General features: G+C 72.6%; 23 protein-coding genes. 13 read left to right on the top strand and 10 right to left on the bottom strand.

Annotated elements, in window-relative coordinates; translation table 11 throughout:
* The first annotated feature begins 43 nt into the window (after positions 1-43).
* Positions 44-1213: an acyl-CoA dehydrogenase family protein gene (locus AB0F40_RS05225; RefSeq protein WP_357464946.1), complete on the top strand. Its 1170-nt coding sequence runs from the start codon at positions 44-46 to the stop codon at positions 1211-1213.
* A gap of 68 nt (positions 1214-1281) precedes the next feature.
* Here the strand turns inward: AB0F40_RS05225 and AB0F40_RS05220 are convergent, their stop codons facing one another.
* Positions 1282-1833, bottom strand: coding sequence for a TetR/AcrR family transcriptional regulator (locus AB0F40_RS05220; protein WP_357464906.1), 552 nt, complete (start codon positions 1831-1833; stop codon positions 1282-1284).
* A 102-nt stretch (positions 1834-1935) separates the two neighbouring features.
* Between AB0F40_RS05220 and AB0F40_RS05215 the strand changes: the two genes are divergently transcribed.
* From AB0F40_RS05215 to fgd, 4 genes are all read left to right on the top strand, one after another.
* Entirely contained in the window at positions 1936-3495 is a 1560-nt protein-coding gene (locus AB0F40_RS05215) for a carboxyl transferase domain-containing protein (RefSeq protein ID WP_357464904.1), read from the top strand.
* Positions 3496-3500: 5 nt separating this feature from the next.
* Positions 3501-5630 (top strand): biotin carboxylase N-terminal domain-containing protein, encoded by a 2130-nt coding sequence (locus AB0F40_RS05210; protein ID WP_357464902.1) that lies wholly within the window; start codon positions 3501-3503, stop codon positions 5628-5630.
* The gene (locus AB0F40_RS05205; RefSeq protein ID WP_357464900.1) at positions 5623-6567 is read left to right on the top strand and encodes a hydroxymethylglutaryl-CoA lyase; all 945 of its coding nucleotides are present in this window, start codon (positions 5623-5625) and stop codon (positions 6565-6567) included. The genes AB0F40_RS05210 and AB0F40_RS05205 overlap by 8 nt, the downstream gene beginning before the upstream one ends.
* Before the next feature lie 67 nt (positions 6568-6634).
* Positions 6635-7636: a glucose-6-phosphate dehydrogenase (coenzyme-F420) gene (gene fgd / locus AB0F40_RS05200; protein ID WP_357464899.1), complete on the top strand. Its 1002-nt coding sequence runs from the start codon at positions 6635-6637 to the stop codon at positions 7634-7636.
* 40 nt (positions 7637-7676) lie between these two features.
* Here fgd and AB0F40_RS05195 read toward each other — a convergent pair whose 3' ends face one another.
* A complete protein-coding gene (locus tag AB0F40_RS05195; protein ID WP_357464897.1) occupies positions 7677-8330 on the bottom strand; it encodes a response regulator transcription factor in 654 nt (217 codons plus the stop codon).
* A complete protein-coding gene (locus tag AB0F40_RS05190; protein ID WP_357464895.1) occupies positions 8327-9514 on the bottom strand; it encodes a sensor histidine kinase in 1188 nt (395 codons plus the stop codon). The genes AB0F40_RS05195 and AB0F40_RS05190 overlap by 4 nt, the downstream gene beginning before the upstream one ends.
* Positions 9515-9633: 119 nt before the next feature.
* Between AB0F40_RS05190 and AB0F40_RS05185 the strand changes: the two genes are divergently transcribed.
* From AB0F40_RS05185 to AB0F40_RS05175, 3 genes are read left to right on the top strand one after another with little or no spacing between them, the layout of a single operon-like run.
* The gene (locus AB0F40_RS05185; RefSeq protein WP_357464894.1) at positions 9634-10062 is read left to right on the top strand and encodes a hypothetical protein; all 429 of its coding nucleotides are present in this window, start codon (positions 9634-9636) and stop codon (positions 10060-10062) included.
* A complete protein-coding gene (locus AB0F40_RS05180; protein ID WP_357464892.1) occupies positions 10059-11651 on the top strand; it encodes a multicopper oxidase domain-containing protein in 1593 nt (530 codons plus the stop codon). Before AB0F40_RS05185 ends, AB0F40_RS05180 begins: the two co-directional genes overlap by 4 nt.
* Positions 11652-11671: 20 nt before the next feature.
* Positions 11672-12361, top strand: coding sequence for an HAD hydrolase-like protein (locus tag AB0F40_RS05175; RefSeq protein ID WP_357464890.1), 690 nt, complete (start codon positions 11672-11674; stop codon positions 12359-12361).
* 1 nt (position 12362) lies between these two features.
* Here the strand turns inward: AB0F40_RS05175 and AB0F40_RS05170 are convergent, their stop codons facing one another.
* Together AB0F40_RS05170 and AB0F40_RS05165 are read right to left on the bottom strand one after the other, a co-directional pair.
* Positions 12363-13184 (bottom strand): ABC transporter permease, encoded by an 822-nt coding sequence (locus tag AB0F40_RS05170; RefSeq protein WP_357464888.1) that lies wholly within the window; start codon positions 13182-13184, stop codon positions 12363-12365.
* Positions 13181-14173 carry an ATP-binding cassette domain-containing protein gene (locus AB0F40_RS05165; protein WP_357464886.1) on the bottom strand — a complete coding sequence of 331 codons (993 nt, stop codon included), beginning with the start codon at positions 14171-14173 and terminating at the stop codon, positions 13181-13183. The genes AB0F40_RS05170 and AB0F40_RS05165 overlap by 4 nt, the downstream gene beginning before the upstream one ends.
* Before the next feature lie 303 nt (positions 14174-14476).
* Here AB0F40_RS05165 and AB0F40_RS05160 point away from each other — a divergent pair, with 303 nt between their 5' ends.
* Entirely contained in the window at positions 14477-15268 is a 792-nt protein-coding gene (locus AB0F40_RS05160) for a sensor histidine kinase (RefSeq protein WP_357464884.1), read from the top strand.
* The gene (locus AB0F40_RS05155) at positions 15265-15933 is read left to right on the top strand and encodes a response regulator transcription factor (RefSeq protein WP_357464882.1); all 669 of its coding nucleotides are present in this window, start codon (positions 15265-15267) and stop codon (positions 15931-15933) included. Before AB0F40_RS05160 ends, AB0F40_RS05155 begins: the two co-directional genes overlap by 4 nt.
* A 10-nt stretch (positions 15934-15943) precedes the next feature.
* Here the strand turns inward: AB0F40_RS05155 and AB0F40_RS05150 are convergent, their stop codons facing one another.
* Together AB0F40_RS05150 and AB0F40_RS05145 are read right to left on the bottom strand one after the other, a co-directional pair.
* The gene (locus AB0F40_RS05150) at positions 15944-16471 is read right to left on the bottom strand and encodes an O-acetyl-ADP-ribose deacetylase (protein WP_357464881.1); all 528 of its coding nucleotides are present in this window, start codon (positions 16469-16471) and stop codon (positions 15944-15946) included.
* The gene (locus tag AB0F40_RS05145) at positions 16468-16923 is read right to left on the bottom strand and encodes a GNAT family N-acetyltransferase (RefSeq protein ID WP_357464879.1); all 456 of its coding nucleotides are present in this window, start codon (positions 16921-16923) and stop codon (positions 16468-16470) included. Before AB0F40_RS05145 ends, AB0F40_RS05150 begins: the two co-directional genes overlap by 4 nt.
* Before the next feature lie 83 nt (positions 16924-17006).
* On the opposite strand from AB0F40_RS05145, the gene pip reads away from it, so the two are divergent.
* Positions 17007-17966, top strand: coding sequence for a prolyl aminopeptidase (gene pip / locus AB0F40_RS05140; RefSeq protein WP_357464877.1), 960 nt, complete (start codon positions 17007-17009; stop codon positions 17964-17966).
* A 160-nt stretch (positions 17967-18126) separates the two neighbouring features.
* The gene (locus AB0F40_RS05135) at positions 18127-20151 is read left to right on the top strand and encodes an HNH endonuclease (protein ID WP_357464875.1); all 2025 of its coding nucleotides are present in this window, start codon (positions 18127-18129) and stop codon (positions 20149-20151) included.
* A 461-nt stretch (positions 20152-20612) separates the two neighbouring features.
* Here AB0F40_RS05135 and AB0F40_RS05130 read toward each other — a convergent pair whose 3' ends face one another.
* From AB0F40_RS05130 to AB0F40_RS05120, 3 genes are all read right to left on the bottom strand, one after another.
* Entirely contained in the window at positions 20613-21983 is a 1371-nt protein-coding gene (locus AB0F40_RS05130; RefSeq protein WP_357464873.1) for a DUF6596 domain-containing protein, read from the bottom strand.
* A 13-nt stretch (positions 21984-21996) separates the two neighbouring features.
* The gene (locus AB0F40_RS05125; RefSeq protein ID WP_357464871.1) at positions 21997-22377 is read right to left on the bottom strand and encodes a YciI family protein; all 381 of its coding nucleotides are present in this window, start codon (positions 22375-22377) and stop codon (positions 21997-21999) included.
* An 80-nt stretch (positions 22378-22457) separates the two neighbouring features.
* Positions 22458-24935 carry a DNA topoisomerase IV subunit A gene (locus AB0F40_RS05120; RefSeq protein ID WP_357464869.1) on the bottom strand — a complete coding sequence of 826 codons (2478 nt, stop codon included), beginning with the start codon at positions 24933-24935 and terminating at the stop codon, positions 22458-22460.
* A 219-nt stretch (positions 24936-25154) separates the two neighbouring features.
* On the opposite strand from AB0F40_RS05120, the gene AB0F40_RS05115 reads away from it, so the two are divergent.
* A complete protein-coding gene (locus AB0F40_RS05115; protein ID WP_357464867.1) occupies positions 25155-25610 on the top strand; it encodes a hypothetical protein in 456 nt (151 codons plus the stop codon).
* Positions 25611-25644: the final 34 nt, after the last annotated feature.

Here is a 25644-nt window from a genome sequence, read left to right as displayed (position 1 = left end):
CGCACAGGGGTTAATGATGGTTAACCTCGGTGGCATGCCTAACATGCATACCTCACCAGAGAACCCGGGGCACACCAAGCTCCGGGACGCGGTCCGGGAATTCGCCGACCGCGAGATCGCGCCCCACATCGCCCGATGGGACAGGGAAAGTCGCCTGCCCGTCGAGGTGGTGCACCAGATGGGAGAGCTGGGCCTGTTCGGCCTGACCGCCCCTGAGGAATACGGCGGGTCCGACCTCGGGCTCACCGGACTCAGCATCGCCGTCGAAGAGATCGGCCGCGTGGACCAGTCCGTCGGCATCACGCTCGGTGCCGGCGTCGGCCTCGGGGTGGGAACCCTGCTGGCCTACGGAACCGAGGAGCAGAAGCAGACCTGGCTGCCCGACCTCGTGGCGGGCCGCCGGCTCGGCGCGTTCGGCCTCACCGAACCGGGCGCGGGCAGCGATGCCAACGCCATGAGCACCACGGCGGAGCTCGTCGACGGCGAGTGGGTCATCAACGGCGCCAAGCAGTTCATCACCAACTCCGGGACCCCCATCACCAGCCTGTGCACCGTCGCGGCGCGCACCGGCACCCTGCCTGACGGGCGGCCCGAGCTCAGCGCCATCCTGGTGCCGACCGATACGCCCGGGTTCATCGTCGAACCCCTGCACGACAAGATGAGCTGGCGCTCCTGCGACACCCACGCGCTGCGGTTCGAGAACGTCCGCGTCCCCGAGGCGAACCTGCTCGGCGTACGGGGCAACGGGTTCAAGCAGCTCATGATCTCCCTCAACACCGGCCGGGTCGCCGTGGCGGCCCTGGCCACCGGCTGCATCCAGGCGATGCTCGACCTGAGCGTGGAGCACGCGGGCGTGCGCCCCACCTTCGGCGGGCCGATCGGCCGCAAGCAGGGCGTGGCCTTCCAGATCGCCGACGTCGAGGTGATGCTCCAGGCGAGCCGCGCGCTCACCTACCGGGCGGCCGCCCTGAAGGACGACGGTGCGCCGCTCGACGAGTTCCGCAGGGCGTCGTCGGTCGCCAAGCTCTATGCCACGGAGTCCGCCGTGACCGCCACGCGCATCGCTGCGCAGGTGTTCGGCGGCTACGGCGTCATGGAGGACGGCCCGATCGCGCGGTTCTACCGGGACGCGAAGGTCCTGGAGATCGGCGAGGGCACGTCGGAACTCCAACGCATGCTCATCGCGAGGGGCCTGGGCCTCCCCGTCGAGTAGCCCGTTGAGTGCGTGATATTTGCCCTCTCGAACCGTTTCGACCGGGCGAATACCACGCACTCAACGGTCTAGGGGAGGAGGGCTGCGCGCGCCATGCTCGTCAGGAGGGCTCGCATGGTGGCGCGGCCTATGCGGGCGCTGTGCGGGGTCGAGTTCAGCAGGCCGAACGCGGCCTGCACCGCGGCTCGCGCCTGCGTCGCCGACAGGTCGGGACGCAGCGGTCGCAGGGCGTCGCACCACACGTCGACGTAGGCGAGCTGACGCTTGCGGACCTGCGCCCGGGTGTCCGCGCCGAGCGCGCCCCACTCCCGCTCCTGCACGATGATCAGCGCGGGGTTGTCGAGCGCGAAGTCGGCGTGTCGGGCGATCAGGGCCTCCAGCGCGTGCCCGGGTGCGGCCTCGGCGTCGGACAGCAGCTCCCGCGCCCCGGCGAGAAGCTGGTCGGAGGCGTGCAGCAGGCATTGCCCGAGGATGTCGTCCTTGCTCACGAAGTGCTTGTACAGGGCAGGGCCGGAGATGCCGACGGCCGCGCCGATGTCGCCCATGGAGACACCGTGGAAGCCACGGGCGGCGAACAGGTCGGCGGCCGTGCTCAGGATCTGCTGCCTGCGCGGAGTCACGGGAGCAGTCTAAGAGCGGGGAACCGCGCTCTGTCCGAACAGTTCACCAGTTGTCGACCTCAGGGGTTAACGATCATTAACCAGCGGACTATGCTGCGGACCATGGCCACCGACACCGGCGTTGGACCGGATCTACGCACCCTCACCGCGCAGCTGCGCGAGCGGCTGGCCCGCGTGCGCGAGGGCGGCTCGCCCGCGGCGCGCGAGAAACACACGGCACGCGGCAAGCTGCTCGCGCGCGACCGGGTCGACCGGTTGCTCGATCCCGGCAGCGCCTTCCTCGAGATCGGGGCCCTCGCGGCCTACGACATGTACGGCGGTGAGTGGGCGGTGCCCAGCGCGGGCATCGTCACGGGCATCGGCCGGATCGCGGGACGTGAGTGCGTGATCGTCGCCAACGACGCCACCGTCAAGGGCGGCACCTACTACCCGGCGACGGTGAAGAAGCACCTGCGCGCGCAGCAGGTCGCCGCCGAGAACCACCTGCCCTGCGTCTACCTCGTGGACTCCGGCGGCGCGTACCTGCCGATGCAGGACGAGGTGTTCCCCGACCGGGAGCACTTCGGCCGCATCTTCTACAACCAGGCCAACCTGTCCGCGCGAGGCATCCCGCAGATCGCGGCGGTCATGGGCTCCTGCACGGCGGGCGGCGCCTACGTGCCGGCGATGAGCGACGAAGCGGTCATCGTCCGGGACGAGGGCACCATCTTCCTCGGCGGGCCGCCCCTGGTGCAGGCGGCCACCGGCGAGGTCGTCACCGCCGAGGAGCTGGGCGGCGGCGTCGTGCACACCACGACGTCGGGCGTGGCCGACCACCTGGCCGACGACGACGCGCACGCCCTGCGCATCGTCCGCGAGATCATCGGTACGACGCCGGCCGGCGCGCCGAGCCTCGACCGGGAACCGCCCGAGGAGCCGGAGCTCGACCCCGACGGCCTCTACGACGTGCCCGCCGACCCGCGCACCCCCTACGACGTGCGCGACGTGATCCGGCGGCTCGTCGACGGCTCCCAGCTCACCGAGTTCAAGGCCCGGTACGGCGAGACCCTGGTGTGCGCCTTCGCCCGCATCGACGGGTACCAGGTCGGCATCGTGGCGAACAACGGCATCCTGTTCTCGGAGTCGGCGCTCAAGGGGGCCCACTTCGTGCAGCTCTGCGACCAGCGCCGCATCCCGCTGGTGTTCCTGCAGAACATCGCCGGCTTTATGGTCGGCAAGGAGTACGAGCACCGCGGCATCGCCAAGGACGGCGCCAAGCTGGTCACCGCCGTGGCGTGCACGTCGGTGCCGCGGTTCACGGTGGTGCTCGGCGGCTCGTTCGGCGCCGGGAACTACGGCATGAGCGGCCGTGCCTACGACCCCCGGTTCCTCTGGATGTGGCCGGGCGCCCGCATCTCCGTCATGGGCGGCGAGCAGGCGGCGTCCGTCCTCGCGACCGTGCGCCGCGAGCTCGCCGACGCGCCGGCCGAGGAGGTCGAGGCGTTCAAGGACCCGATCCGCGCCCAGTACGAAGCCCAGGGCAACCCCTACTACGCCACCGCCCGCCTCTGGGACGACGGTGTGATCGACCCCGCCGACACCCGCCGCGTCCTGGCCCTCGGCCTCGCCGCAGCGGCCAACGCCCCGATCGCCGAGCCGTCCTACGGCATCTTCCGGATGTGACTGACATGCCCACCACGATCCACACCCTGCTCATCGCCAACCGCGGCGAGATCGCCCTGCGGATCATCCGCACCGCGCGCCGCCTCGGGCTGCGCACCGTCGCCGTCTACTCCGACGCCGACCGCACCGCCCCCCACACCCGCGCCGCCGACGTCGCCGTGCGGCTCGACGCCGCGCCGTCCGCTGCGACCAACACCGCGTCGTACCTGTCCGTCCCGGCGCTGCTCGCCGCCGCGAAGGAGACCGGCGCCGACGCCGTCCACCCCGGCTACGGGTTCCTGTCCGAGCAGTCCGACTTCGCGCGCGCCGTCGTCGGCGCGGGCCTCACCTGGGTGGGGCCGCCGCCCGAGGCGATGGATGCCATGGGCCGCAAGGACACGGCACGGAAGATCGCCGAGAAGGCGGACGTGCCGACTCTTTCGCAGGTTGCCCTCCGGCAGACCGAGGACCCGTTCGGGAGCGGGGTCTCGACAAGCTCGACCAGCGAAGTGGGCTCGACCGGCGGTAGCTTCCCCCTGCTCGTCAAAGCGGCTGCCGGCGGCGGGGGCAAGGGCATGCGCGTCGTGCGCAGCCAGGACGAGCTCGAGTCCTCCGTCGCGGCCGCCCGACGTGAGGCCGCCGCGGCGTTCGGCGACGACACCGTGCTGCTGGAGCGGTACGTCGAGCGCGGCAGGCACGTCGAGGTGCAGATCCTCGCCGACGAGCACGGGCACGTGCTCCACCTGCACGAGCGCGACTGCTCCGCCCAGCGCCGCCACCAGAAGGTCCTGGAGGAGGCACCTGCGCCCGACCTCGACCCCGACCTGCGCGCACACCTGCACGCCTGGGCCGTGGACCTGGCCCGCGAGGTCGGCTACACCGGCGTCGGGACGGCGGAGTTCCTGGTCGAGGTCCCCCCAGGGGTTGAGCCTGCCGGAACCGGGGCCGCGACAGGCTCGACCAGCGAGGGCGGCGCCTGGTTCCTCGAGATGAACACGCGCCTCCAGGTCGAGCACCCCGTCACCGAAGAGGTGATCACGGTGCGCGGCGAGCGGATCGACCTGGTCGAGCAGCAGCTCCGCGTGGCGTCCGGCGAGGAGCTGGGGTTCACGCAGGACGACGTCGCCGTCGTCGGCCACGCGATCGAGGCGCGGATCTACGCGGAGGACGCCTACGGCGGGTTCCTGCCGCAGGCCGGGACCGCCACCCGGGTGCGGTGGCCGGTCTCGACGGGCTCGACCAGCGGCGCAGTGCGCGTCGAGGCCGGCATCGAGGACGGCACGGTGGTGCCCGCCGCCTACGATCCCATGGTCGGCAAGATCGTCGCGACGGGCCCCGACCGGGAGACCGCCCGGCGGGGCCTCGTCGACGCGCTCGACTCGACCGCGATCGGCGGCCTGGTCACCAACACCGGGTTCGTGCGGGCGCTCGCGGACTCCGCCGCCTTCCGCGACGGCGAGGTGCACACCGCGTGGCTCGACACCCATCCGATGCCGGCTCCCGACCCGGCGCCCGCGCTGGTGGCGGCCGCCTGGTCGGTGGCTGCGGCAGCGGTGGCCGACGGCGGCGACGGCTGGCGTCTGGGCGGACCGCCCGCCGACACCTGGGTCGAGCTCGACGACGCGGTGCTCCGCGTGAACACCGCGCGGGGCGAGGTGCGGCGGGAGGGCGAGCCGCCGACGTCGTGCCGGTCTGTTGGAGGTGCGGTGGGCGACGGCCTGCTGGAGCTGGGCGGGACGACCGCGCGGTTCGCCGTCGACGTCGGCCCGCGCTCGGTGGAGGTGAGCACACGCGGCCATACGTTCCGGTTCGTCCGGCCCGGCGCTTCGAGCGTCGGGGCGGCCGAGCTGTCCGACGGCGTGGTCCTCGCCGCGATGCCGGGCGTGCTGGCTCGCGTCGAGGTGCCGGATGGTGCCGCGGTGACCGTCGGGCAGCCGCTCGGTGTGCTGGAGGCGATGAAGATGGAGGTGGCGCTCCTGGCGCCGGCGGACGGTGTGGTGCGCGTGCGCGCGGCGGCGGGGGAGCAGGTCGCCGCACGGCAGGTGCTGTTCGAGGTGGAGCCGGCCGGGGCTGGGCAAGCCGACGCTGGGCGAGCCGGGTCCGGGCAGGCTGGGACCGGGCGAACCGGGTCCGGGCAGGAGGCGACCGATGTCTGAGCAGCTCCGCCGCCCCCAGGTGGTGCCGGACCCGAGCCTGCCCGATCGCGTGACCGTCTACGAGGTGGGCCCGCGCGACGGCCTGCAGAACGAGAAGGCGATCATCCCGACCGCGGTCAAGGTCGACCTGGTCGAGCGGCTGCTCGACGCCGGCCTGCCGTATGTCGAGGCCACCAGCCTGGTGCATCCGCGCTGGGTGCCCCAGCTGGCCGACGCCGAGGAGGTGCTCGCCGCCCTCGTGGACCGGCTCGGCGACCGGGCCCGCGACCTGCCGGTGCTCGTGCCCAACGAGCGCGGGCTGGAGCGCGCCTACGACCTGGGGCTGCGGCACGTTGCGGTCTTCGCCAGCGCCACCGACACGTTCGCGCGGCGTAATCTGAACCGGTCGCTCGACGAGCAGTACGCGATGTTCGAGCCGGTCATGGCGCGGGCCCGCGCGGCAGGGATGCGGGTGCGGGCGTACGTCTCGATGTGCTTCGGCGACCCGTGGGAGGGCGACGTGCCGATCGCGCAGGTCGTCACGGCGGGCAAGCGGCTCATGGACCTCGGGGCGGAGCAGCTCTCGCTCGGGGACACGATCGGCGTCGGTACGCCGGGGCACGTCGTGGCGCTCCTGGACGCGCTCAACGAGGCCGGCCTGCCAGACGACGTGCTCGCCCTGCACGCCCACGACACCTACGGGCAGGCGCTCGGCAACGTCGCCGCCGCGCTGCGGCACGGGGTGACCACGTTCGACACCTCGGCGGGCGGGCTCGGCGGCTGCCCGTACGCGGAGTCGGCCACGGGGAACCTCGCCACCGAGGACCTGGTGTGGATGCTGGAGGGGCTCGGGATCAGCACCGGCGTGTCCATGCCGCGGCTGGTGGAGACCGGTGCCTGGCTGGAAGGACATCTCGGCCGCCCGTCACCGAGCCGGGTGCTGCGGGCATTGAGCTGACCAGGACAGATGTGACGTGCGCGACGCCGACGCTCGGGTGTGGGTGATCGAGCGTAGGGTCGCAGATGTGACTCTGAAGATTGGGTACAAGGCGTCCGCCGAGCAGTTCGGGCCGCGCGAGCTGGTTGAGCTCGCAGTACGCGCCGAGGAGGTGGGACTGGACAGCGCCATGGTCTCCGACCACTTCCTGCCGTGGCGGCACGAGGGTGGTCACGCGCCGTCGGCGCTGGCCTGGCTCGCGGCCGCGGGGGAGCGGACCTCGCGGATCCAGCTCGGTACGAGCGTGCTGACCCCGACGTTCCGGTACAACCCGGCCGTGATCGCGCAGACGTTCGCGAGCCTCGCCCTGCTGACCGAGAACCGCGTGCTCCTCGGCGTCGGGACGGGCGAGGCCCTGAACGAGACGGCGGTCTCCGGCCGCGAGTGGCCCGAGTTCAAGGAGCGGTTCGCGCGCCTGCGCGAGGCCGTGCAGCTCATGCGGGCGCTCTGGACCGAGGACAGCGTCGACTTCAAGGGCGACTACTACGAGCTCGTCGGCGCCAACATCTACGACCGGCCGGAGAACCCGGTCCCGGTCTACATCGCGGCGGGCGGCCCGCTCGTGGCGAAGTACGCCGGCCGCGCCGGTGACGGCTTCATCTGCACGTCCGGCAAGGGCATGGACCTGTACACGGAGAAGCTGCTCCCCGCGGTCGCCGAGGGTGCGGCCAAGGCGGAGCGGGACGCCACGCAGGTCGACAAGATGATCGAGATCAAGATCTCCTACGACCGCGACGCCGCGACCGCGCTGGAGAACACCCGGTTCTGGGCGCCGCTGTCGCTCACGCCCGAGCAGAAGCACAGCGTCAACTCCGCCACCGAGATGGAGCGGCTGGCCGACGAGCTGCCGATCGACCAGGTGGCCAAGCGCTGGATCGTCGCGTCCGACCCGGAGCAGGCGGTCGAGCAGATCAAGCCCTACGTCGACGCCGGCCTGAACCACCTCGTGGTGCACGGCCCCGGCCACGACCAGGAGCGGTTCCTCACGCAGTTCAGCGAGGACGTGCTCCCGCGGCTCAGGTCGCTCTGATCCGGCTGATCCCGCTCGTACGGGACAGGGCTCGGCCGGCTCACGGTCGGACGAGCCCCGTCTCGTACGCGAGGATCACCAGCGCCGCGCGGTCGCGGGCGCCGAGCTTGGCGAGCAGCCGGCTCACGTAGGTCCGGGCGGTAGCCGGGCTGAGATAGAGCTCGCGGGCGATCTCGTCGTTCGTGAGGCCCCGGCCCAGCTGCTGCAGCACCTCGCGCTCGCGCTCGGTGAGCCCCGCGATCCGGTCGACGCCGGACCGGGGCGCCGGGCTCGCGGCGACCGCGCGCAGCACGGCAGCCGTCACGCCCGGGTCGAGCAGCGCCTCGCCCGCCGCGACGACGCGGATGGCACGGCGCAGCTCGCCGGGCGCGACGTCCTTGAGCAGATAGCCGGCCGCGCCTGACCGGATGGCGTCGAACACGTGCTCGTCCTCGTCGAACGTGGTCAGGATCAGCACCCGGACGCCCGCCAGTGCGGGATCGGCGACGATCTCGCGGGTGGCGGCCAGCCCGTCCAGGCGGGGCATGCGGATGTCCATCAGGACGACGTCGGGCCGCAGCTCCCGCACCCGGGACACGCCCGCACGCCCGTCGGCGGCCTCCCCGACGACCGCGATGTCGCCCTCGCTCTCCGCGAGGGCGCGCAGGCCGGCGCGCACGAGCTCCTGGTCGTCCACGAGCACTATCCGGATCACGGTTCTCCCGTCTCCAGCCGGAGGGGCAGGTCGGCGGACACGAGGAACCCGCCGCCGGGTGCGTCGCCGGCGGTGAGGCCGCCGCCGAGCAGCGCCACCCGCTCGCGCATCCCGGACAGCCCCGAGCCGGGCACGAGGTCCGGGCCGGCGCCCCGGCCGTCGTCGGACACGCGCAGGGCGAGCCGGTCCTCGGTAACCCGTGCCCGGACGGTCACGCGGGTGGCGGCGGCGTGCCGCAGCACGTTCGTCAGGGACTCCTGCACGACGCGGTAGGCGGCGGCGGAGATGGCGCCGTCCAGGGCTCCGTCCGGTACGTCGAGCGCGACGTCGACGGTGAGGCCGGTCGCCCGTGCCGAGTCGGCGAGGGCGTCCACCCCGGTCAGTCCGGTCGGCGCGGGAGCTCCTGCCTCCGCGGTGCCGGTTGAGGTGCCGGGTGATCCGCCTACCGGCCCGCGCAGCACCCGGACGGTCGAGCGCAGCTCGTGCAGCGTGCCGGACGTCGCAGTCCGCACGTGCTCCAGTGCGCCACGGGCCGCGTCGTCGTCCCGTCCGACCGCCTCAGCGGCCACGCCGGAGTGCAGGGCGATCACCGACAGGTTGTGCCCGACGACGTCGTGCAGGTCGCGCGCGATGCGTAGCCGCTCCGCCTGCAGGCGCTGCTCGGCGGCCCGGGCCTCGTGGAACCGCGCCTCGCGGGTGAGCCGCACCGCCACGCCGAGCGCGATCGCGGCCGCCGCGAGCGCCAGGTTCGTGACCAGGTCGTAGGGCGCCAGCGCCTCCTCAGGGGTGTTGCCCACCGTGCGGTAGTACGTCGCGACCGCCACCAGGGTGGCTCCGGCGCCGATCGCCCAGGCGGTGTGCCGCAGCTCCGCGGCCGAGTAGAGCGCGGCGATCGCGGGCAGCGCCATGCCGATGGGTGCGAACTGGAAGATGTAGTAGACGAACACGCCGAGCACGGTGACCACGAGCACGGTGCGTGGCGCACGGCGCCGCACCAGGACCAGCGCCCCGAAACCCACGGCGAACAGGTACGCCCCGGGTCCGGCGTGCCGCACGGCGTCGGGGTCCGCCGCGATGACGACCGCTACCGAGAGCGACATGGCGAGCCCCAGGGCGATGTCCGTGACGCGGGGGTCGACGACGCGGGGGTCGACCGTTCGCGGGACCGCGCTCTGCTCTGGCACACCGTCACCCTACGGATCGCACGGCCTGGAGGCATCAGGGTTCCTGTCGCCTCCAGGCGACACCAGGAGACGATCCCGGGCCGATGTGGAGCCCCGCCCCCGACCGGCACCGTCGAGACATGACCTCACCACACCTTCCCGCTCAGCCGGCCCCGGACCGGTCCGCACCGGTCCCCGTCCCCTGGGCGGTCGTCGGCGGCCTCGCCGCACTGGCGCTGCTCTGGCCTCTGACCGGCCTCACCGGAACCCTCGGCACCGGCGCACCCAGGGCGCTCACCATCGTCGGCATCACCGCAGTCGTCTGGATCGGGGTGGTCGGCCTCGGTCGGGTGCCCCGGCCGGTGCTCACGCTCACGCTCACGGGCGTCGCCTACGGGCTCGTCGCCCACGCCGTCGCGCTGCTGGTCCCCGTGCTCGGGGGCTTCGGCGGTCCCGGTGGCGGACCGCTGTGGACCATCGTTCCGGCGCTGCTCTTCGAGGCGATGTGGGGAGCCCTGGCGGGCCTCGCCGCCGCCGGCGTGCAGCGCCTGCGGGGGTCCGGCCGATGAGGCGGGTCGCGGCGCCCGGCGCGCGCCAGGCCCGAGCGCGCCGGACCCGAGCGCGACAGGGTGTCCGGTCCCTCGTGGCAGGGGCGGTGACGCTCGCGCTGGCCGGCGGTGCCCTCGCCGGGTGCGCGCTCGTCCCCGGCTCGGTCAGCTCCGTCGACGAGGCGGAGTTCACCAACGAGCTCGCCATCCCGCCCCTGGCGCCGTCGAAGGTCGTCGACGGCACCCGCGTCTTCTCCCTCACCGCCCAGGAGGGCGTCACCGAGTTCCGGCCCGGCGTCGAGACGCGGACCTGGGGCTTCGACGGCTCCTACCTCGGTCCGACCCTGCGCGCCGAACGCGGCGAACGGGTGGCCGTCGAGGTCGCGAACGACCTCGACGAGCCGACCAGCGTGCACTGGCACGGCATGCACCTGCCCCCGGAGATGGACGGCGGGCCGCACCAGGAGGTCGAGCCGGGCGGCACCTGGCGCCCGACCTGGGAGATCGACCAGCCCGCCGGCACCCTCTGGTACCACCCGCATCCGCACGGCGCCACGGAGGAGCACGTCTACCGCGGCCTGGCGGGCATGTTCATCCTGGACGACGACGCCTCGCGCGCCGCCGACCTGCCCGACACCTATGGCGTCGACGACATCCCGGTGATCGTGCAGGACAAGGTCATCGACGACGAAGGGCAGCTCGAGCTCGAGGACGACACCGGCGAGCCGGGCACGCTCGGCGACGTCGTCATGACCAACGGCATCATCGGCGCTTACCAGGAGGTCACCACCGAGCGCGTGCGGCTGCGCCTGCTCAACGGGTCGACGGCTCGCACGTTCCAGCTCGGTTTCGCCGACCGCGAGATGGACCTCGTCGCCACCGACGGCGGGCTGCTGGACGCACCGGTCCGGCTCGACCACGTGCGACTCGCACCCGGCGAGCGCGCCGAGGTGATCGTGCGGATGGAGCCGGGGGAGACCACGCGCCTGCACTCGTTCGAGGCCGACCTGGGCGGCGTCGTCGTCCCGTTCGCGATGGGTGGCAACGACGCATTCGACGTGCTGGAGCTGCGCGCCGCCGACCAGCTCGCACCAGCACCCGAGCCCGCCTGGGAGAAGTCGGTCCACGCGGAGCAGGACGCGCTGCACGAGGACGACGCGACCGTGACGCGCACGTTCGAGCTCGACGACCGCAAGATCAACGGTCGGAGCATGGACATGGGCCGCATCGACGAGGTGGCGGAGGTGGGCAGCACCGAGATCTGGGAGGTGCGCAGCATCGTGCCCATGCCCCACAGCTTCCACGTGCACGACGTGCAGTTCCGCATCCTGTCGATCGACGGCGACCCGCCACCGCCCGAGCTGGCCGGGCCCAAGGACACCGTGTACCTCGAACCGAGCACCACCTACCGGCTCCTCATGCGGTTCGACGACTACGCCGACCCGGACGTGCCCTACATGTACCACTGCCACATGCTCATGCACGAGGACGACGGGATGATGGGCCAGTTCGTCGTCGTCGAACCGGGGCAGGAGGCGGGAACGCCACCCGGCCACGGACGCGGTGCGGGCAGGAACGAGGACGCGGACGCGCACCAGGACCGCCACTGAACCTGTGGCACGCTCGTCCGGTGACCCTCTCGCTACCCACCCGCACCACGCACGTCCTGCTCGACCTCGACGGCACCCTCACTGACTCCGCCCCCGGGATCATCGCGTCCCTGCGTGTCGGGTTCACCGACGCCGGCTTCGACGTCCCCACCGACGCGGTGCTGCGCACCTTCGTCGGCCCGCCGCTCGGGGCGAGCATGACCGGCATCGGCCTGTCCGACGCCGACGCCGCCACCACGATCGCCGCCTACCGGCGCGACTTCGAGAAGCACGGCATGTTCGACAACTCCGTCGTCCCCGGGTTCCCCGAGGCGCTCGCGGAGCTGCGCGCGACGGGAGTGACGCTCCTGGTCGCGACGGCCAAGCCGGAGCACTACGCGCGGCAGATCGTGGAGCACTTCGGGCTCGACGGCTATCTGACCGGCGGCCTCGACGGCGTCCACGGCGCCGCGGGCGAGGCGGCCGGTCTGGTGGAGGGCAAGGAGGTGGTGGTCGAGCGGGCGCTGGCCCACGCGGTGGCCCTCGGGGCCGCGCCCGGCCAGGTCGTCATGGTGGGCGACCGCGAGCACGACGTGCACGCGGCCGCCCACCATGACGTCCCGACCATCGGTGTGACCTGGGGCTACGCGGCACCCGGCGAGCTGGAGGCCGCCGGCGCCGCGGCGATCGCCACGACGCCGGCGGAGCTGCGCAAGCTCCTCACGAGCTGACTCACATGCGCCGCCGGTAGGCCCACGCGGCGAGCGGACCGAGGACCACGAGGGCGACACCGCCCCACAGCAGGGTCATCGTCACGGGCTCGGCGGCGGGCCCGCCGAGCAGCAGCGCACGGCTCGCGTCGATCGCGTGGCTCACCGGGTTGACCTCGGCCCAGGCCTGGAGCCAGCCGGGCATCGTCTCTGCGGGCGCTGCCATGCTCGTGCCGAACACCAGCGGGAACGGCAGCAGGAACGCGACGGTGCTGACCATGTTCTCGTCCCGGAGCAGCACCGCCACCAGCACCGTCAGCCAGCTGAGCGCGAAGCCGAACCCGATGGCCAGGGCGACCGCCCCCAGGGCGGACGCCAGGTCGGTCTCGACCCGGAACCCGAGCAGGTAGGCGAGGCCGAAGAGCATCGCGACGGCCAGCGGGTAGCGGACGGCGTCGCCCAGCACCGACCCGAGCAACGGTGCCGAGCGCGCGATCGGCATGCTGCGGAACCGGTCGAAGACCCCCTTCTTCATGTCGAGCACGATGCTCAGCCCGGTCGAGACCTGCCCGGTCAGGATCGTCGTGAGCACGAGCACGCCAGGGAAGACGTACTGGAGGTACGCCTGGGACGACCCGCTGACGGCACCTCCGAAGAGGTAGACGAACATCAGCAGGAAGATGACCGGCATGATCACGGCGTCCAGGAGCACGCCGGGGTTGCGCCTGGTCTTGGTGAGACTGCGCCCCGCGAGGGCGAGGCCGTGCCGGAGCAGCGGCCACGGCCGCGGTGCGGTTCCGGCGGTCGGGCGGACGACGGCCGGTCGGGTGGCTGTTCGGGTCATGCTGACTCCCTCGTCCCTGTCGTGTCGGTCACGTCGGTCATGCCTGTCACGTCGGTCCGGCCCGGCATGCCGGTGAGGCTGAAGAACACCTCGTCGAGGCTCGGCAGCCGGAGCGCGAGCTCGGCGACGTCGATCTCCGCCGACTCCAGGGCGCCCACGACGTCGGTGAAGTGCTGCGCGGCGTCGACCGGCGTCGTGAGGGCGCCGCGGTGCTGGTGGTCGACGGGCCGCCCGGTCACGCGCTCCACGACGCGGGTGGCGGCGGCGAGCTGGTCCGGGTCCGTCGGGCGCACGACGATGGTCCGGCCCCCGACGAGCTGCTTGAGGCCCGCGGGCGTGTCGTGCGCGATCACCCGGCCCTTGTCGATCACGGTGATCTCGTCGGCGAGGGCGTCGGCCTCCTCGAGGTACTGCGTGGTGAGCAGCACGGTGGCGCCGTCGTCGGCGAGCGAGCGGATCGTTGCCCACAGGTCCTCCCGCTTGCCGGGGTCGAGGCCGGTGGTCGGTTCGTCGAGGAACACGATCTCTGGCCGGCCGATGAGCCCCGCGGCGAGGTCGAGCCGGCGCCGCATGCCCCCGGAGTACGCGGACACCCGCAGGCCGCCCGCCTCGGTCAGCCCGAGCTGGGCCAGGAGCTCCGTCGCGCGGCCGCGGGCGGCGGTGCGCGTCAGGTCGAGCAGCCGGCCGAGGAGTACGAGATTCTCCGCGCCGGTGAGGTCCTCGTCGACGGTGGCGTACTGGCCGGTGAGCCCGATCTTGCGGCGTACTCGCGCGGCGTCACGGACGACGTCGAGCCCGGCCACCGTGGCGCGGCCGGCGTCCGGCACGAGCAGGGTTGCCAGGATCTGGATGGCCGTGGTCTTGCCCGCGCCGTTGGGCCCCAGCACGCCGAGTACCGTCCCGCGGCGGGCCTGCAGGTCGATGCCGGCGAGCGCCGTCGTCCGCCCGTACCGCTTGACCAGGCCCTCGGCCTCGAACGCGTAGCTCACTGGTGCGCTCCTTCCGTGGCGGGGCGGGTACTCAGCGCGACGTACCCGCCGTCGTCGGGCGGCAGGACGCCGCGCGGTTCGTTCCTCAGGGTCTGGTGGCTCACCGGGTCACTCCTCGGTCGTCGGTCCGGTCGGTCCCGATCCTTCGCCGACCGCCGCGGTTTCTCGTCGTCCGACGGGTGACACCTGCGGCTACCGGCGCCGCCGTAGGACGGCGCCCGGACTACTACCCCTGGAGTACCCCGCGCAGTACTCCCACCGGGGGATGCGTGCGGCGGGCGACCCGCCATAGGCTCGATGACCATGCGTACTGATCTGGGCTGGCGACGCTTCTACGCCGCGGGCTGGCTCGCCACGGCGGGCGTGGCGACCGTCACGTTCGTGCTGTGGCGGGCGCACGTGCGTGAGGTGGAGCAGCGAGCGGAAGAGGCGGAACGTACCCGGGACGAGGTCGCCCGCCGACGCGCGGTCGAGGAGCGGCTGCGCATCGCGCGCGAGCTCCACGACTCGCTGACCCACAGCATCTCGGTGATCAACGTCCAGGTCGGTGTAGCCGCCCACCTGGCCCGCAAGCAGGGCGAGGAGCCCGCCGCGGCGCTGCTCGCGATCCAGGAGGCGAGTACGGACGCGGCCCGGGAGCTCCGGTCCACCCTCGGCACGCTGCGGCGCGACGACGACGACGGCGGCGCAGGCCTGGACCGGCTGCCCGCGCTGGTCGACCGGGCGCGCTCGTCCGGGCTGCCGATCACCGTCACCGTCGAGGGGACGCCACGGCCGCTGCCGCCCGACGTCGAGCAGACGGCGTACCGCGTGGTGCAGGAAGCACTGACCAACGTCGGCAGGCATGCGGGCGGGGCGACCGCACGGGTCTGGCTCAGGTACGGCGCCGGGCTCCTGAAGGTGCAGGTCGACGACGACGGGTCGGCGCCACGGCAGGAGCCGGTGCCAGGGCACGGGCTGACCGGGATGCGGGAGCGGGTCGCCGCGCTGGGCGGGAACCTGCGCGCCGGCCCCGGCCCGACCGTGGGGTTCTCGGTGGTGGCCGAGCTCCCGACCGGGGCTGCGGGTGGCGCGCCGGCCAAGGGGCGGCCGTGATCTCCGTCGTCCTCGTCGACGATCAGCACCTGATCCGCTCGGGTATCCGGGCGCTGCTGGACAGCGAGGACGACCTGAGCGTTCTCGCCGAGGCGGGCAACGGCGAGGAGGGGGTAGCGGCTGCGCTGGAGCACCGGCCCGACATCGTGCTGATGGACGTGCAGATGCCGGTGCTGGACGGCATCGAGGCGACCCGCCGCATCGTCCAGGACGACCGGCTGGGTGCCGTGCGGGTCGTGATGCTGACCAACTACGGCCTGGACGAGCACGTGTTCCGGGCCCTGCGTGCCGGAGCCGCCGGATTCCTGCTCAAGGACACCGATCCGGCGAGCCTCCTGCAGGCGCTGCGCGTGGTGACGCGCGGGGACGCGCTGCTGTCGCCGTCGGTCACCAGGCAGCTCATCAGCGAGTTCGTGGCCCGCCCGCCCGACGTGCTCGCCTCGCCCGGCCTCGACCTGCTCACCCACCGGGAACGGGAGGTGGTGGCCCTCGTGGCGCACGGGCTCAGCAACAACGAGATCGCCGAGCGGATGGTGCTCAGCCCGACCACCGCGAAGACTCACGTGAGCCGCGCGATGACGAAGCTGCACGCCCGGGACCGCGCACAGCTCGTCGTGCTCGCCTACCAGTCCGGGCTCGTCTCGCCCCGGACGCAGCGAGGCTGAGCCGTCGCCCTCACCCCGCGTGCAGTGCGGCCTCGAACACGTCCCGGGCCCGTTCGTCGAGGACGACGAACCGGACCTCCTCGATGCTTGCCGCGGGGTGCTCGGCGAGCCAGCTGCGGCAGGTCGCCACGGCGATGCGGGCGACGTCGGCCACCGGCCAGCCGTAGGCGCCCGCGCTCACCGCGGGGAAGGCGACCGACCGGACATCGAGCTCCGCGGCGACGTCGAGCGACCGTGCGAAGCAGGACGCGAGCCGGGCCGGGTCGTCCTGTCCGCGGTGCAGGTTGGGCCCGACCGTATGGATCACCCACGACGCCGGCAGGTCGAACGCCGGGGTGGCGACGGCGCCGCCGACGTCCAGGCCGTCCCGGTGAGTGGTGTTGCGCAGTCTGCGGCACGCTTCCAGCAGGCGTGGTCCTGCCGCGGCATGGATGGCCCCGTCGACCCCTCCGCCGCCCAGGAGCATGGAGTTCGCCGCGTTGACGACGGCGTCGGCCTCGACGTGGGTGAGGTCCCCGATCTCGACGGAGAGCTTCATGCGCTGACCTCCTTGGTGCCGGCGGCTCCAGGGTCCCGGCGTTCCATCCACCTGTACTCGTCGTTGACCGGTGCCCAGCCGAACTGCTCGTAGAGACCGTGGGCGTCGGCGGTCGCGAGCAGCGTACGACGCAGCCCGAGCGGCTCGAGGTCCGCGACGACACCCGCGACCAGCAGCTTGCCGATGCCCTGTCCGCGCAGGCCGGGGTCGACGATGACGTCGGCGAGCCAGGCGAACGTCGCGCCGTCCGTCACGACGCGCGCGAACGCCACCTGCTCACCCGTGCCGCTGCGGAAGACGCCGTAGGGCCGGGACCCCGCGATGGCGGCGTCCATCACGTCGCGCGGCCGGTCCTTGGCCCAGTAGGTGTGCCGGGAGACGAGCTCGTGCACGCGGTCGGCGTCGATGCGGGCGGGGTCGGTGGAGAACTCGTAGGTCGAGACGTCGTTCATGGGCTGGAGTCAACCACTGGACACCGACACGGGCCGAGGCGGCCGTCTCCCGCGGAGGACGGCGGCGGCGATAGGCTCGCGGGATGTTTCCACAGGCCGAGCCGTACGAATCCGGCAGCCTGGAGACAGCCGGCGCCTCCCTCTACTGGGAGCAGTCGGGAGATCCGGCCGGCAGAGCCGCGCTCTACCTGCACGGTGGGCCCGGCAGCGGCCTACGCCACGGGTGGTACCGGACCTGGTTCGACCCTTCGGTCTTCCGGACGGTGGGGCTGGACCAGCGAGGGTGTGGCCGCAGCCGCCCGCTCGCCGTCGACGCGCTCGACTCCCTCGGCGAGAACACCACGCAGCGGCTGATCCGCGACATCGAGGCGCTCCGTGCGCACCTGGGCATCGACCGATGGCTCGTGGTGGGGGTCTCGTGGGGCTCGACGCTGGCGCTGGCGTACGCCGAATCGCACCCGGAACGCGTCGACGGCCTGGCACTGCTGGCGGTGACCAGCACCAGCCGGGAAGAGGTGGACTGGATCACCGACGGCGTCGCGCGGCTGTTCCCCGAGGCCTGGGCACGTCTGCACGCCGCCGCGCCTCCGCTACCGGGGGAGCGTGTGGTGGAAGCCGTGGCCCGATGCCTGCGGAGCGAAGAACCCGCCGTTCGGGAGGCGGCCGCTGCGGTCTGGGCGGAATGGGAGGCGACGATCGTCTCGCTGGACCCGGGGTTCGAGCCGAGCCCCGTGGTCGCCGCTCGGAACGTCGCCGCTCGGAACGTCGTCGCACGGAACAAGGCGACGCTCGTGACGCACTACTGGGCGAACGATGCGTTCCTCGGACCGACCGGCATCCTCGACGCGATCGCGGCCCTGCGGCCGGTGCCCGCGGTGCTGATCCACGGCCGGCGTGACGTGGGCAGCCCGCTCGTGACCGCCTGGCGGCTGCACCGGTCCTGGCCAGGGAGCAGCCTGCGCGTCGTGGAGGACGAGGGCCACGGCGGCCCCCGGATGTGGGAGCTGCTCGTCGAGGCGATCGCGGAGCTGGGGCAGCGCTGACGTCACGGCCGGTGTCTGTTACCGGCGGCCAGCGCTGATCGCACCTTCTTCTGCGGACAGCAGACGGCGGGAGGATGTCGGTGGTGAGGGCTACTATCGAACAAACGTCCGCAGCAATGAAGTAGGCCGATAGGTCATCGACCAGGGAGGTGGGATCAGAATGGACGACGGGCAGCGCTACGCGGGCAGGAGCAGCGTGGTCTTGGATGACCCAGCCGCGGTCGATGCGGCCATGGGCGACGGACTTCTGGGCGTGCCTGCGGTGCGGGACGGGATGGCAGTGCGTCTGGTGCCGTACGACGAGGTCCCCGCCTGGGTCCTGAACGCCCCGCCCGACTGGGCGCCTACCGTGGCACCCGACGGCCTGTTGGGCAACGCGCCCGAAGCCGCGCCGGCCGGGCCGCCGGAGGGCGTGCCGGTGGCCCTGTGGCCGGTCGAGATGCTGCAGCAGGCTCTGTCGGGTACACCAGGTGCGGCGCTGGCGCGGGTGGTGGCGGAGGCTTCCGGCGCTGACGCTGACCTGCTGACCGACCTGTCCGACGACGCACTGGGCGACCTGGTGAGCGCGTGCGGGCGCCTGCAGTCCTGGGCGGCCGGCGTGCAGGCCCGAGCCGTAGCGCAACGCGCCGCGCGAGAGACGCACCCCTTGGCACACAGCTCTCTGGTCGGGCAGGTCACCACCGAGCTGGTGGTGACCGACCCCGAGGCCACCGAGGTCGTGGTCCGTGCCGAGTCCGGCGCCCGGCATCCCACCGTGATCGCGGCTCTGGAGGCGGGGCGGATCGACGTCCGTAAGGCACACACCCTGCTTCGTAGCGCCGCCCAGCTGACCGTGGCCGAGCGCGCCGAGGCGATCGCCCGGTTCCTGCCCCGTGCCCCGCGCCGCACGTGGCGGTGGCTCCGGGACCGGATGCTCGAGTTCGCCAAGGACCGCCACGGTGCGGCGGAGACCGCCAGGGCGGCGGCCCAGGGGCGTTGCGTGCAGCTGGACCGGGCAGAGAACGACATGGGCTGGCTGTCGGCCTACCTGCCCGCTGTCGACGCGGCAGCGGTCTGGGGCGTCGTGGACGACATGGCCCACCAGCTGCGGCACGCCGCGGGGGAGGACCGCACCCTTGGCCAGCTCCGCGCCGACTCGTTGACCGGCATCGTCACCGGCCGCCTCCTGCCTGCCGACCGCTATACGGACTCGAGCCCGGACCCGAGCGCGGACTCGAGCGCGGACTCGAGCGCGGACTCGAGCGCGGACTCGAGCGCGGACCTGAGCGCGGACCTGAGCGCGGACCTGAGCGCGGACCTGAGCACGGACCTGAGCGCGGACCTGAGCACGGACCTGAGCACGGACCTGAGCACCGATCCGAGCACCGATCCGAGCGCGGACACCGGCAGTGGGCAGGCCTCCGAGGACTCCGGCGGTCCTGACGACGCGGACGAGCCGGTGTGCACGTGCGGTGGACGGGCGCCCGTCGTGGAGCAGGTCGTCCAGGAAGTGGTACAGCTGGTGCGGGTCACTCCCACCCGTCCCGTCGTCCGGGTCACCGTCCCCGCCAGCGCACTGCTCGGCCTGGACGACGCACCCGGCCAGCGGCTCGGTTTCGGCCCGATCCCGGCCGACGTCGCCCGCGCGGTCGCCACCGACGCGACCTGGCAGCGCCTGCTCACGGACCCGACCACAGGGATCCTGACCGACTACTCCACCACTACCTACCGGCCCGGCAAGGTGCTGGGCGCCGCTGTGCAGGCCCGCGACGACACCTGCACGTTCTTCATCGGGTGCGACAGTCCTGCCGCGTGGGACGACCTGGACCACATCGTCCCGTTCGACCATGACCTCGACCCGGCGACCTCGCCACCCGGTGCTCCGGGGCAGACCCGGGCCACCAATCTCCAACCCCTGTGCCGTAGGCACCACCTCCTGAAGACTCATGCGGGCTGGGGTGTCGTTCGCGACCCCGACACCGGGATCACGACCTGGACCACGCCCACCGGACGTCAGCACGAGCGGCCACCAACCGTGCTGGATCCGCACGTCGAGCTCGGCGAAGTCGATCCCGACACGAGCGGGGACCTCAGCCTTCGGGCGCTCACCGGCCAACGGCTGCCCCGCAGCTACAGCACCGCCGGATCCTCGGCCGAACCCGGCGATCCGGGCCCACCTGCTGACCCGAGTGCGCCACCGTTCTGACCGGAGGCGCGTCTGTCGTGGAGGGTCGCGTTGCCCGCGACAGCAGGAGGCCGGGCTGGGCGTCGGCGAGCGTCGGCGGCCGTGGAGCGTCAGCATGGTCCCCGCGACATGGGGCGTCGGTTGCTATGCGCTCAACACCAGATCGCCGCGGCGGCAGTGCCGCGGTGAGAGCCGGCTGCGACGCGCCGTCGGTCGGCTGCCGCGCCGGCGCCGTGGGGGACTACGGGGTGCCTGCGACTTCGACGGCCTGGCGCTTTGGCTGCGATTTCGGTGGCTTGGGTGGTGACCACGGCATTGGTGGCCTGGCGTTGTGGCTGCGATTTCGGTGACTGGCGTCGTGACTCCGACTTCGGTGGCCTGGCGTCGTGACCACGACGTCGGCGGGCTGGCGTCGTGACTCAGCCGTGGAGGCCTGCCGAGGATCTGTTCTCCGACAGCCGGGGCCCGACGCAGCAAGGCGACTAGCCGGAGCACCGTCGGCAGAACTCTCGCAGGGGGCCGGCCGGAATCACGTCCAGCAGCTCGCGGTAGCGACCTGCCGCCTCGTCGGTCCGGCCGGTGCGCCGGGCCAGGTCCGCCAGGGCGAGGCTCGCGTCCCGGGCGGCATAGGGCGGCCCGTCGGCGACGAGCTCCTCGAGGTCGCGTTCGATCTGACCGAGGTCACCGCCATCGCGCATCGCGAGCCGGCCCAGCACGACCAGGTGCGCCACCCGCGTCGCCGGGGACGGCCACGCGTGCAGCAGCGCGTCGTAGAGCTGGGCCAGTCGGGGCCAGTCCGTGTCGGCCGCGTCGCGAGCCGTCGCGTGCACCCCGGAGATCGCGGCCTCCAGGGCGAAGCGCCCCGGCAGGCGTTCCGGCTCGCGGTGTCGCCCGCGTTCCGGTTTGGACTCCGGCCCGCGTTCCAGCTCGCGTTCCGGTTTGGACTCCGGCCCGCACTCCGGCCCGCGCTCCGGCCCGCGTCCCGACGGGTCCGACTGCTCCGGCGGGTCCGCGGGGGTGGCGATCGCCGCCGCGGCGTCGGCCAGGCCGGCTGACAGGAGCCGCTGGTCCCACGTCGAGCGGTCCACCTCGTCGAGGGGCAGCGCGACGCCGTCGCGCACGCGCCCGGGACGCCGGGCGAGGCCCAGGCGGCACACGGAGCGCAGGCCGAGCACCTCGGGTTCGTCGGGGTACTGGGCGACGAGCGCCTCGGCGAGCGTCAGTGCGTCGCGGGCTGGGTCCTGCGTCGCGTCGGCAGGCTGCAGCGCATCCCGCTGCCCGACGGCGAAGAGGCCCGCGACGCACGCCAGCACGACGGGCAGGCGGGTAGCCCGCGCAGGGCCGTCGGGCACCGCGAACTCGCCACGGGCCCGGGCCAGCGCGGACTTGGCCCGGGTGAGCCGCGCGGCCGCCGTGGCCTCCGCGATGCCGAGGTGGCCCGCGATCTGCCGGATCGTGAGACCGCAGACCACCCGCATCGCCAGGACCAGCTGTGCGCCGGAGGCGAGGGCGTCGTCGCAGGCGACGAAGAGCAGGGCTAGCCGGTCGTCGAGGTCGTCGCCGGGTGCGTCCGGCCCGGTGGGCACGTCCATGGCAGCCACCTCCGGACGGGCGAGCTGGGGCTGGATGCGAGCGAACACCGCCTGGTGACGCACCGCGTCGAGCCAGGTCCGGCGCCCCACCTGGATGCACCAGCCGACCAGGTCGTCGATGGCCCCGTCGGGCTGCGCTGCGGCGCGCGCGAACGCCTCGGCGGCGTACTCCTCACCGCTGTCGAGGCTGCGAGTGACCACCGCGAGCGACCGCACCACCTGTGGCCAGGCGGTGCGGAACGCCGCGGGGTCGATCGCCACGCAGAGGTCCCTCCTAGGAACCGAAGTCCATGACCTTGCGCCACTCGATCACGTTCCCGGTCGGCACGAGCGCGGCGATCTTGCGGGCAGTCGCCTCGTCGCACTCGAACTGGTAGAAGCCGGTGATGACCTCGTTGGTGTCGGTGAACGGGGCGTCGGTGTAGACGGGTTCTGCGCCGTCCTTGCCGGGCACGACCCATCCGCCGTACCTGGCGTTCTGCAGGGCCGCGGCACCAGACATCTTGACGCCGAGTTCCTCGACGGCCTTCATGAAGCGCCCGTGCGCCGCCATGTCCGGGTCCTCGGAGGGGTCCCGCCCCTTCAGGTTCTCCGGCAGGTAGGCGTCGGAGTCCCAGTCGTTCTCGCGGATCAGGAAGACCCAGTTCTCAGCCATGTCGAACTCCTCGTTCGTCGAATGTTGACACGCCTTGGACGGGCGAGCGACACCAGAATCGACAGCCTCGACAAAATTGGTCAGCCGATCACCGCGACCGGCGCCGCGATCGGGGTGCCGGACCCGTCACGTCGCTCGTCCACGTCGGGCAGCTCGACCGGCTGGCCACCGGCGCCGAGCGCACGCGGGGGAGTGGCACCTACCCAGGCCAGGATGAGGCCGTCCTCGCCCCTGAGCAGGCGCTGGGACCGCACACCGCCCGTCGCGCGACCCTTGCCGGGGTAGAGCGCGAACGGCGTCACCTTGCCCGCACCGGGCTCCACCCCCGGCAGCGAGTCGGCCGCGCCGGCGATGGTCACGACCGTGGCGTCGACACCGGCCGGGACCGCGCCGAAGAACACCACCCGCCGGTCGGCCGCGAGCTTGATGCCCGCCATGCCGCCAGCCGCGCGGCCCTGCGGGCGCACCGCGGAGGCCGGGAAGTGCAGCAGCGACGAGTCGTCAGCGAGGAAGACCAGCTCGTCGTCGTCGGAAACGACGGCCGCGCCCACCACGGTGTCGCCCTCCTTGAGGGCGATCACCGGCCACTCGTCGCCCTTGGCCGGGGCGTCCGCCGGCGCGATGCGCTTGACGATGCCCTGCGCCGTGCCGACGGCGATGGTCGGAGCGTCCGAGCCGAGCGCGGTCACGGTCCGCACGGTCTCGCCGTGCTCCAGCTCGACGAGCTCGCTGACCGGGATGCCGCCCGACAGCGACGGCGCACCGTCGGTGGGCGGCAGCGACGGCAGGTCCAGCACGGAGACGCGCAGCATGCGACCGGCCGACGTCACGAGACCCACCTGGCTGCGGGTGGTCGCCGCAGCGTCGCCGCGCAGGGCGTCGTGCGCCGCGCGGTTGCCGACGCGCGGCACCGGGACGTCGTCCGGGAGCCGGGCCAGCAGACCCGTCGCCGAGAGCAGCACGCGCGTAGGGAGGTCCTTGATCTGCAGGTCGATGGGCTCGACGTTCTTCTTGCGCCCGTTCGCCGGGGCGACGGCCACGGAGCCGACGGACCCGCCGGCCGCGTCGAGCAGCACCGTGCGGCGCGGGGTGCCGTAGGTCTTGGCCACCTCGCCCATCTCGGTGCTGACCACGCGGCGCAGGAGCTTCTCGTCACCGAGGATCTGCTCGAGCTCGGCGATCTCGCGACGCAGCTCCTCGGCCTCCTTCTCCAGCTCGACGCGGGAGAACCGGGTGAGGCGGCGCAGCTGCAGGTCCAGGATGTAGGAGGCCTGCGGCTCGGACAGGTCGAAGATCTCGCGCAGGCGGTCACGGGCGATACCGGCGTCGTCGGACGTGCGGATCACCTGGATGACCTCGTCGATGTCGAGGATCGCGACGAGCAGACCGTCCACCAGGTGCAGCCGCTCCAGGCGCTTGTCCAGGCGGTGCTGCGACCGGCGACGGACCACGGAGATGCGGTGGTCCACCCAGACCCGCAGCATCTCGAGCAGGCCGAGGGTGCGCGGCTGACCGTCGACGAGCGCCACGTTGTTGATGCCGAACGAGTCCTCGAGCGGCGTGACGCGGTACAGCTGCTCCAGCACGGCGTCCGGGTCGAAACCGGTCTTGACCTCGATGACCAGGCGCATCCCGTGCGTGCGGTCGGTGAGGTCCTGCACGTTGGTGACACCCTGGATGCGCTTGGCCTTGACGCCGTCGGCGATCTTCTCGATCACCTTCTCCGGGCCCACGAGGTAGGGGAGCTCGGTGACGACGATGCCCTTGCGGCGCGGGGTCACGTTCTCGATCCGCGCCGTGGCGCGGGTGCGGAAGCTGCCGCGGCCGGTGCGGTACGCGTCCCGCACGCCGTCGAGCCCCACGATCTTGCCACCCGTGGGCAGGTCCGGACCGGGGACGAACCGCTGCAGGTCCTCGAGCGTCGCCTCGGGGTTCTTGATCAGGTGCTGCGCGGCGGAGACGACCTCGACGAGGTTGTGCGGCGCCATGTTCGTGGCCATCCCGACCGCGATCCCGGACGCGCCGTTGACCAGCAGGTTCGGGATGGCGGCCGGTAGCACCTCCGGTTGGGTGAGCTTGTTGTCGTAGTTGGGCACGAAGTTCACGACGTTCTCGTCGAGACCCGTGGTCATCGCCATCGACGGCGCCGCGAGGCGGGCCTCCGTGTACCGGGGCGCCGCGGGACCGTCGTCGAGCGAGCCGAAGTTGCCGTGCCCGTCCACGAGCGGCAGCCGGAGGGAGAAGCTCTGCGCAAGGCGCACCAGGGCATCGTAGATGGGCGCGTCACCGTGCGGGTGGAGCTTGCCCATCACCTCGCCCACCACGCGCGACGACTTCACGTGCGCGCGGTCGGGACGCAACCCCATGTCCGACATCATGTAGAGGATGCGGCGCTGGACCGGCTTGAGTCCGTCGCGCGCGTCCGGGAGAGCCCGCGCGTAGATGACGGAGTAGGCGTACTCGAGGAACGAGGCCTCCATCTCCGAGGCGACGTCGATGTCCACGACCTTCTCGTGGATCTCGCTCTCGTCGAGCGGCTGCGACGGCTTGCGCGCCATGGTTCGTGGAGCTCCTGGAATCTGGGGTGGTCTCGGACAGGCAAACCGTACCGCGCGCCGCCGACACTCCGGTGGCACCTCGCTGACAGCGACCGCGACATCGCGGTCGATGTCACTCCCATGTCACTCCGATGGCACGGCCGGTATCACGGTCGGTATCGCGCGAGGTCACGGGGCCAGTCATGTGCCTTTTCGTGGCGCACCTGGCACTATTCGGGTATGCCCGAAATGCCACTGGCCAGCAGGTCGACCACCCTGCCCGGGTGGCTGGTCCGCATCGGGCTCGCCTACGGCGTCGTCGGGCTCAGCGTCGTGCCCGTCCTGGTGCTCGGCGCCCTCGTGACCTGGTGGATGCAGTCCTGGCAGTGCGCCCAGCAGGAGTGGGGCTGCCTGGAGGAGGGCATCACCATGTGGGCCGGCCTGTCGGTTCTCGCCGCCGTGCTCCACATCGTCGTCGCGATGCGGCTCGGCCTCGGTGTGGTGCACGGCCTGGTGGTCGTGGCGGTCGCGGCGGTGTCCGCGAACGTGGCCCCGGCGCTCGGCGCATGGCTGCTGGTCGCGGCGGGACCCGCCGTAGCGGCCATCCTCACCGCGTCCGGCCCGAACCGCCGCCAGCGCCTCGTGCTCGTCGGCTTCGCCGTGATGCTCCTCGCGGGCATGGTGCTGGTGGGCTGACGGCGCCCGGACGGCGGTCTGGATAGCCTTGGTC

It is taken from the genome of Promicromonospora sp. NPDC023987 (genome assembly GCF_040639055.1).
Classification (GTDB): domain Bacteria; phylum Actinomycetota; class Actinomycetes; order Actinomycetales; family Cellulomonadaceae; genus Promicromonospora.
Note: the sequence above shows the minus strand (reverse complement) of the source record. Positions and strands in the feature narration are given on the sequence as shown.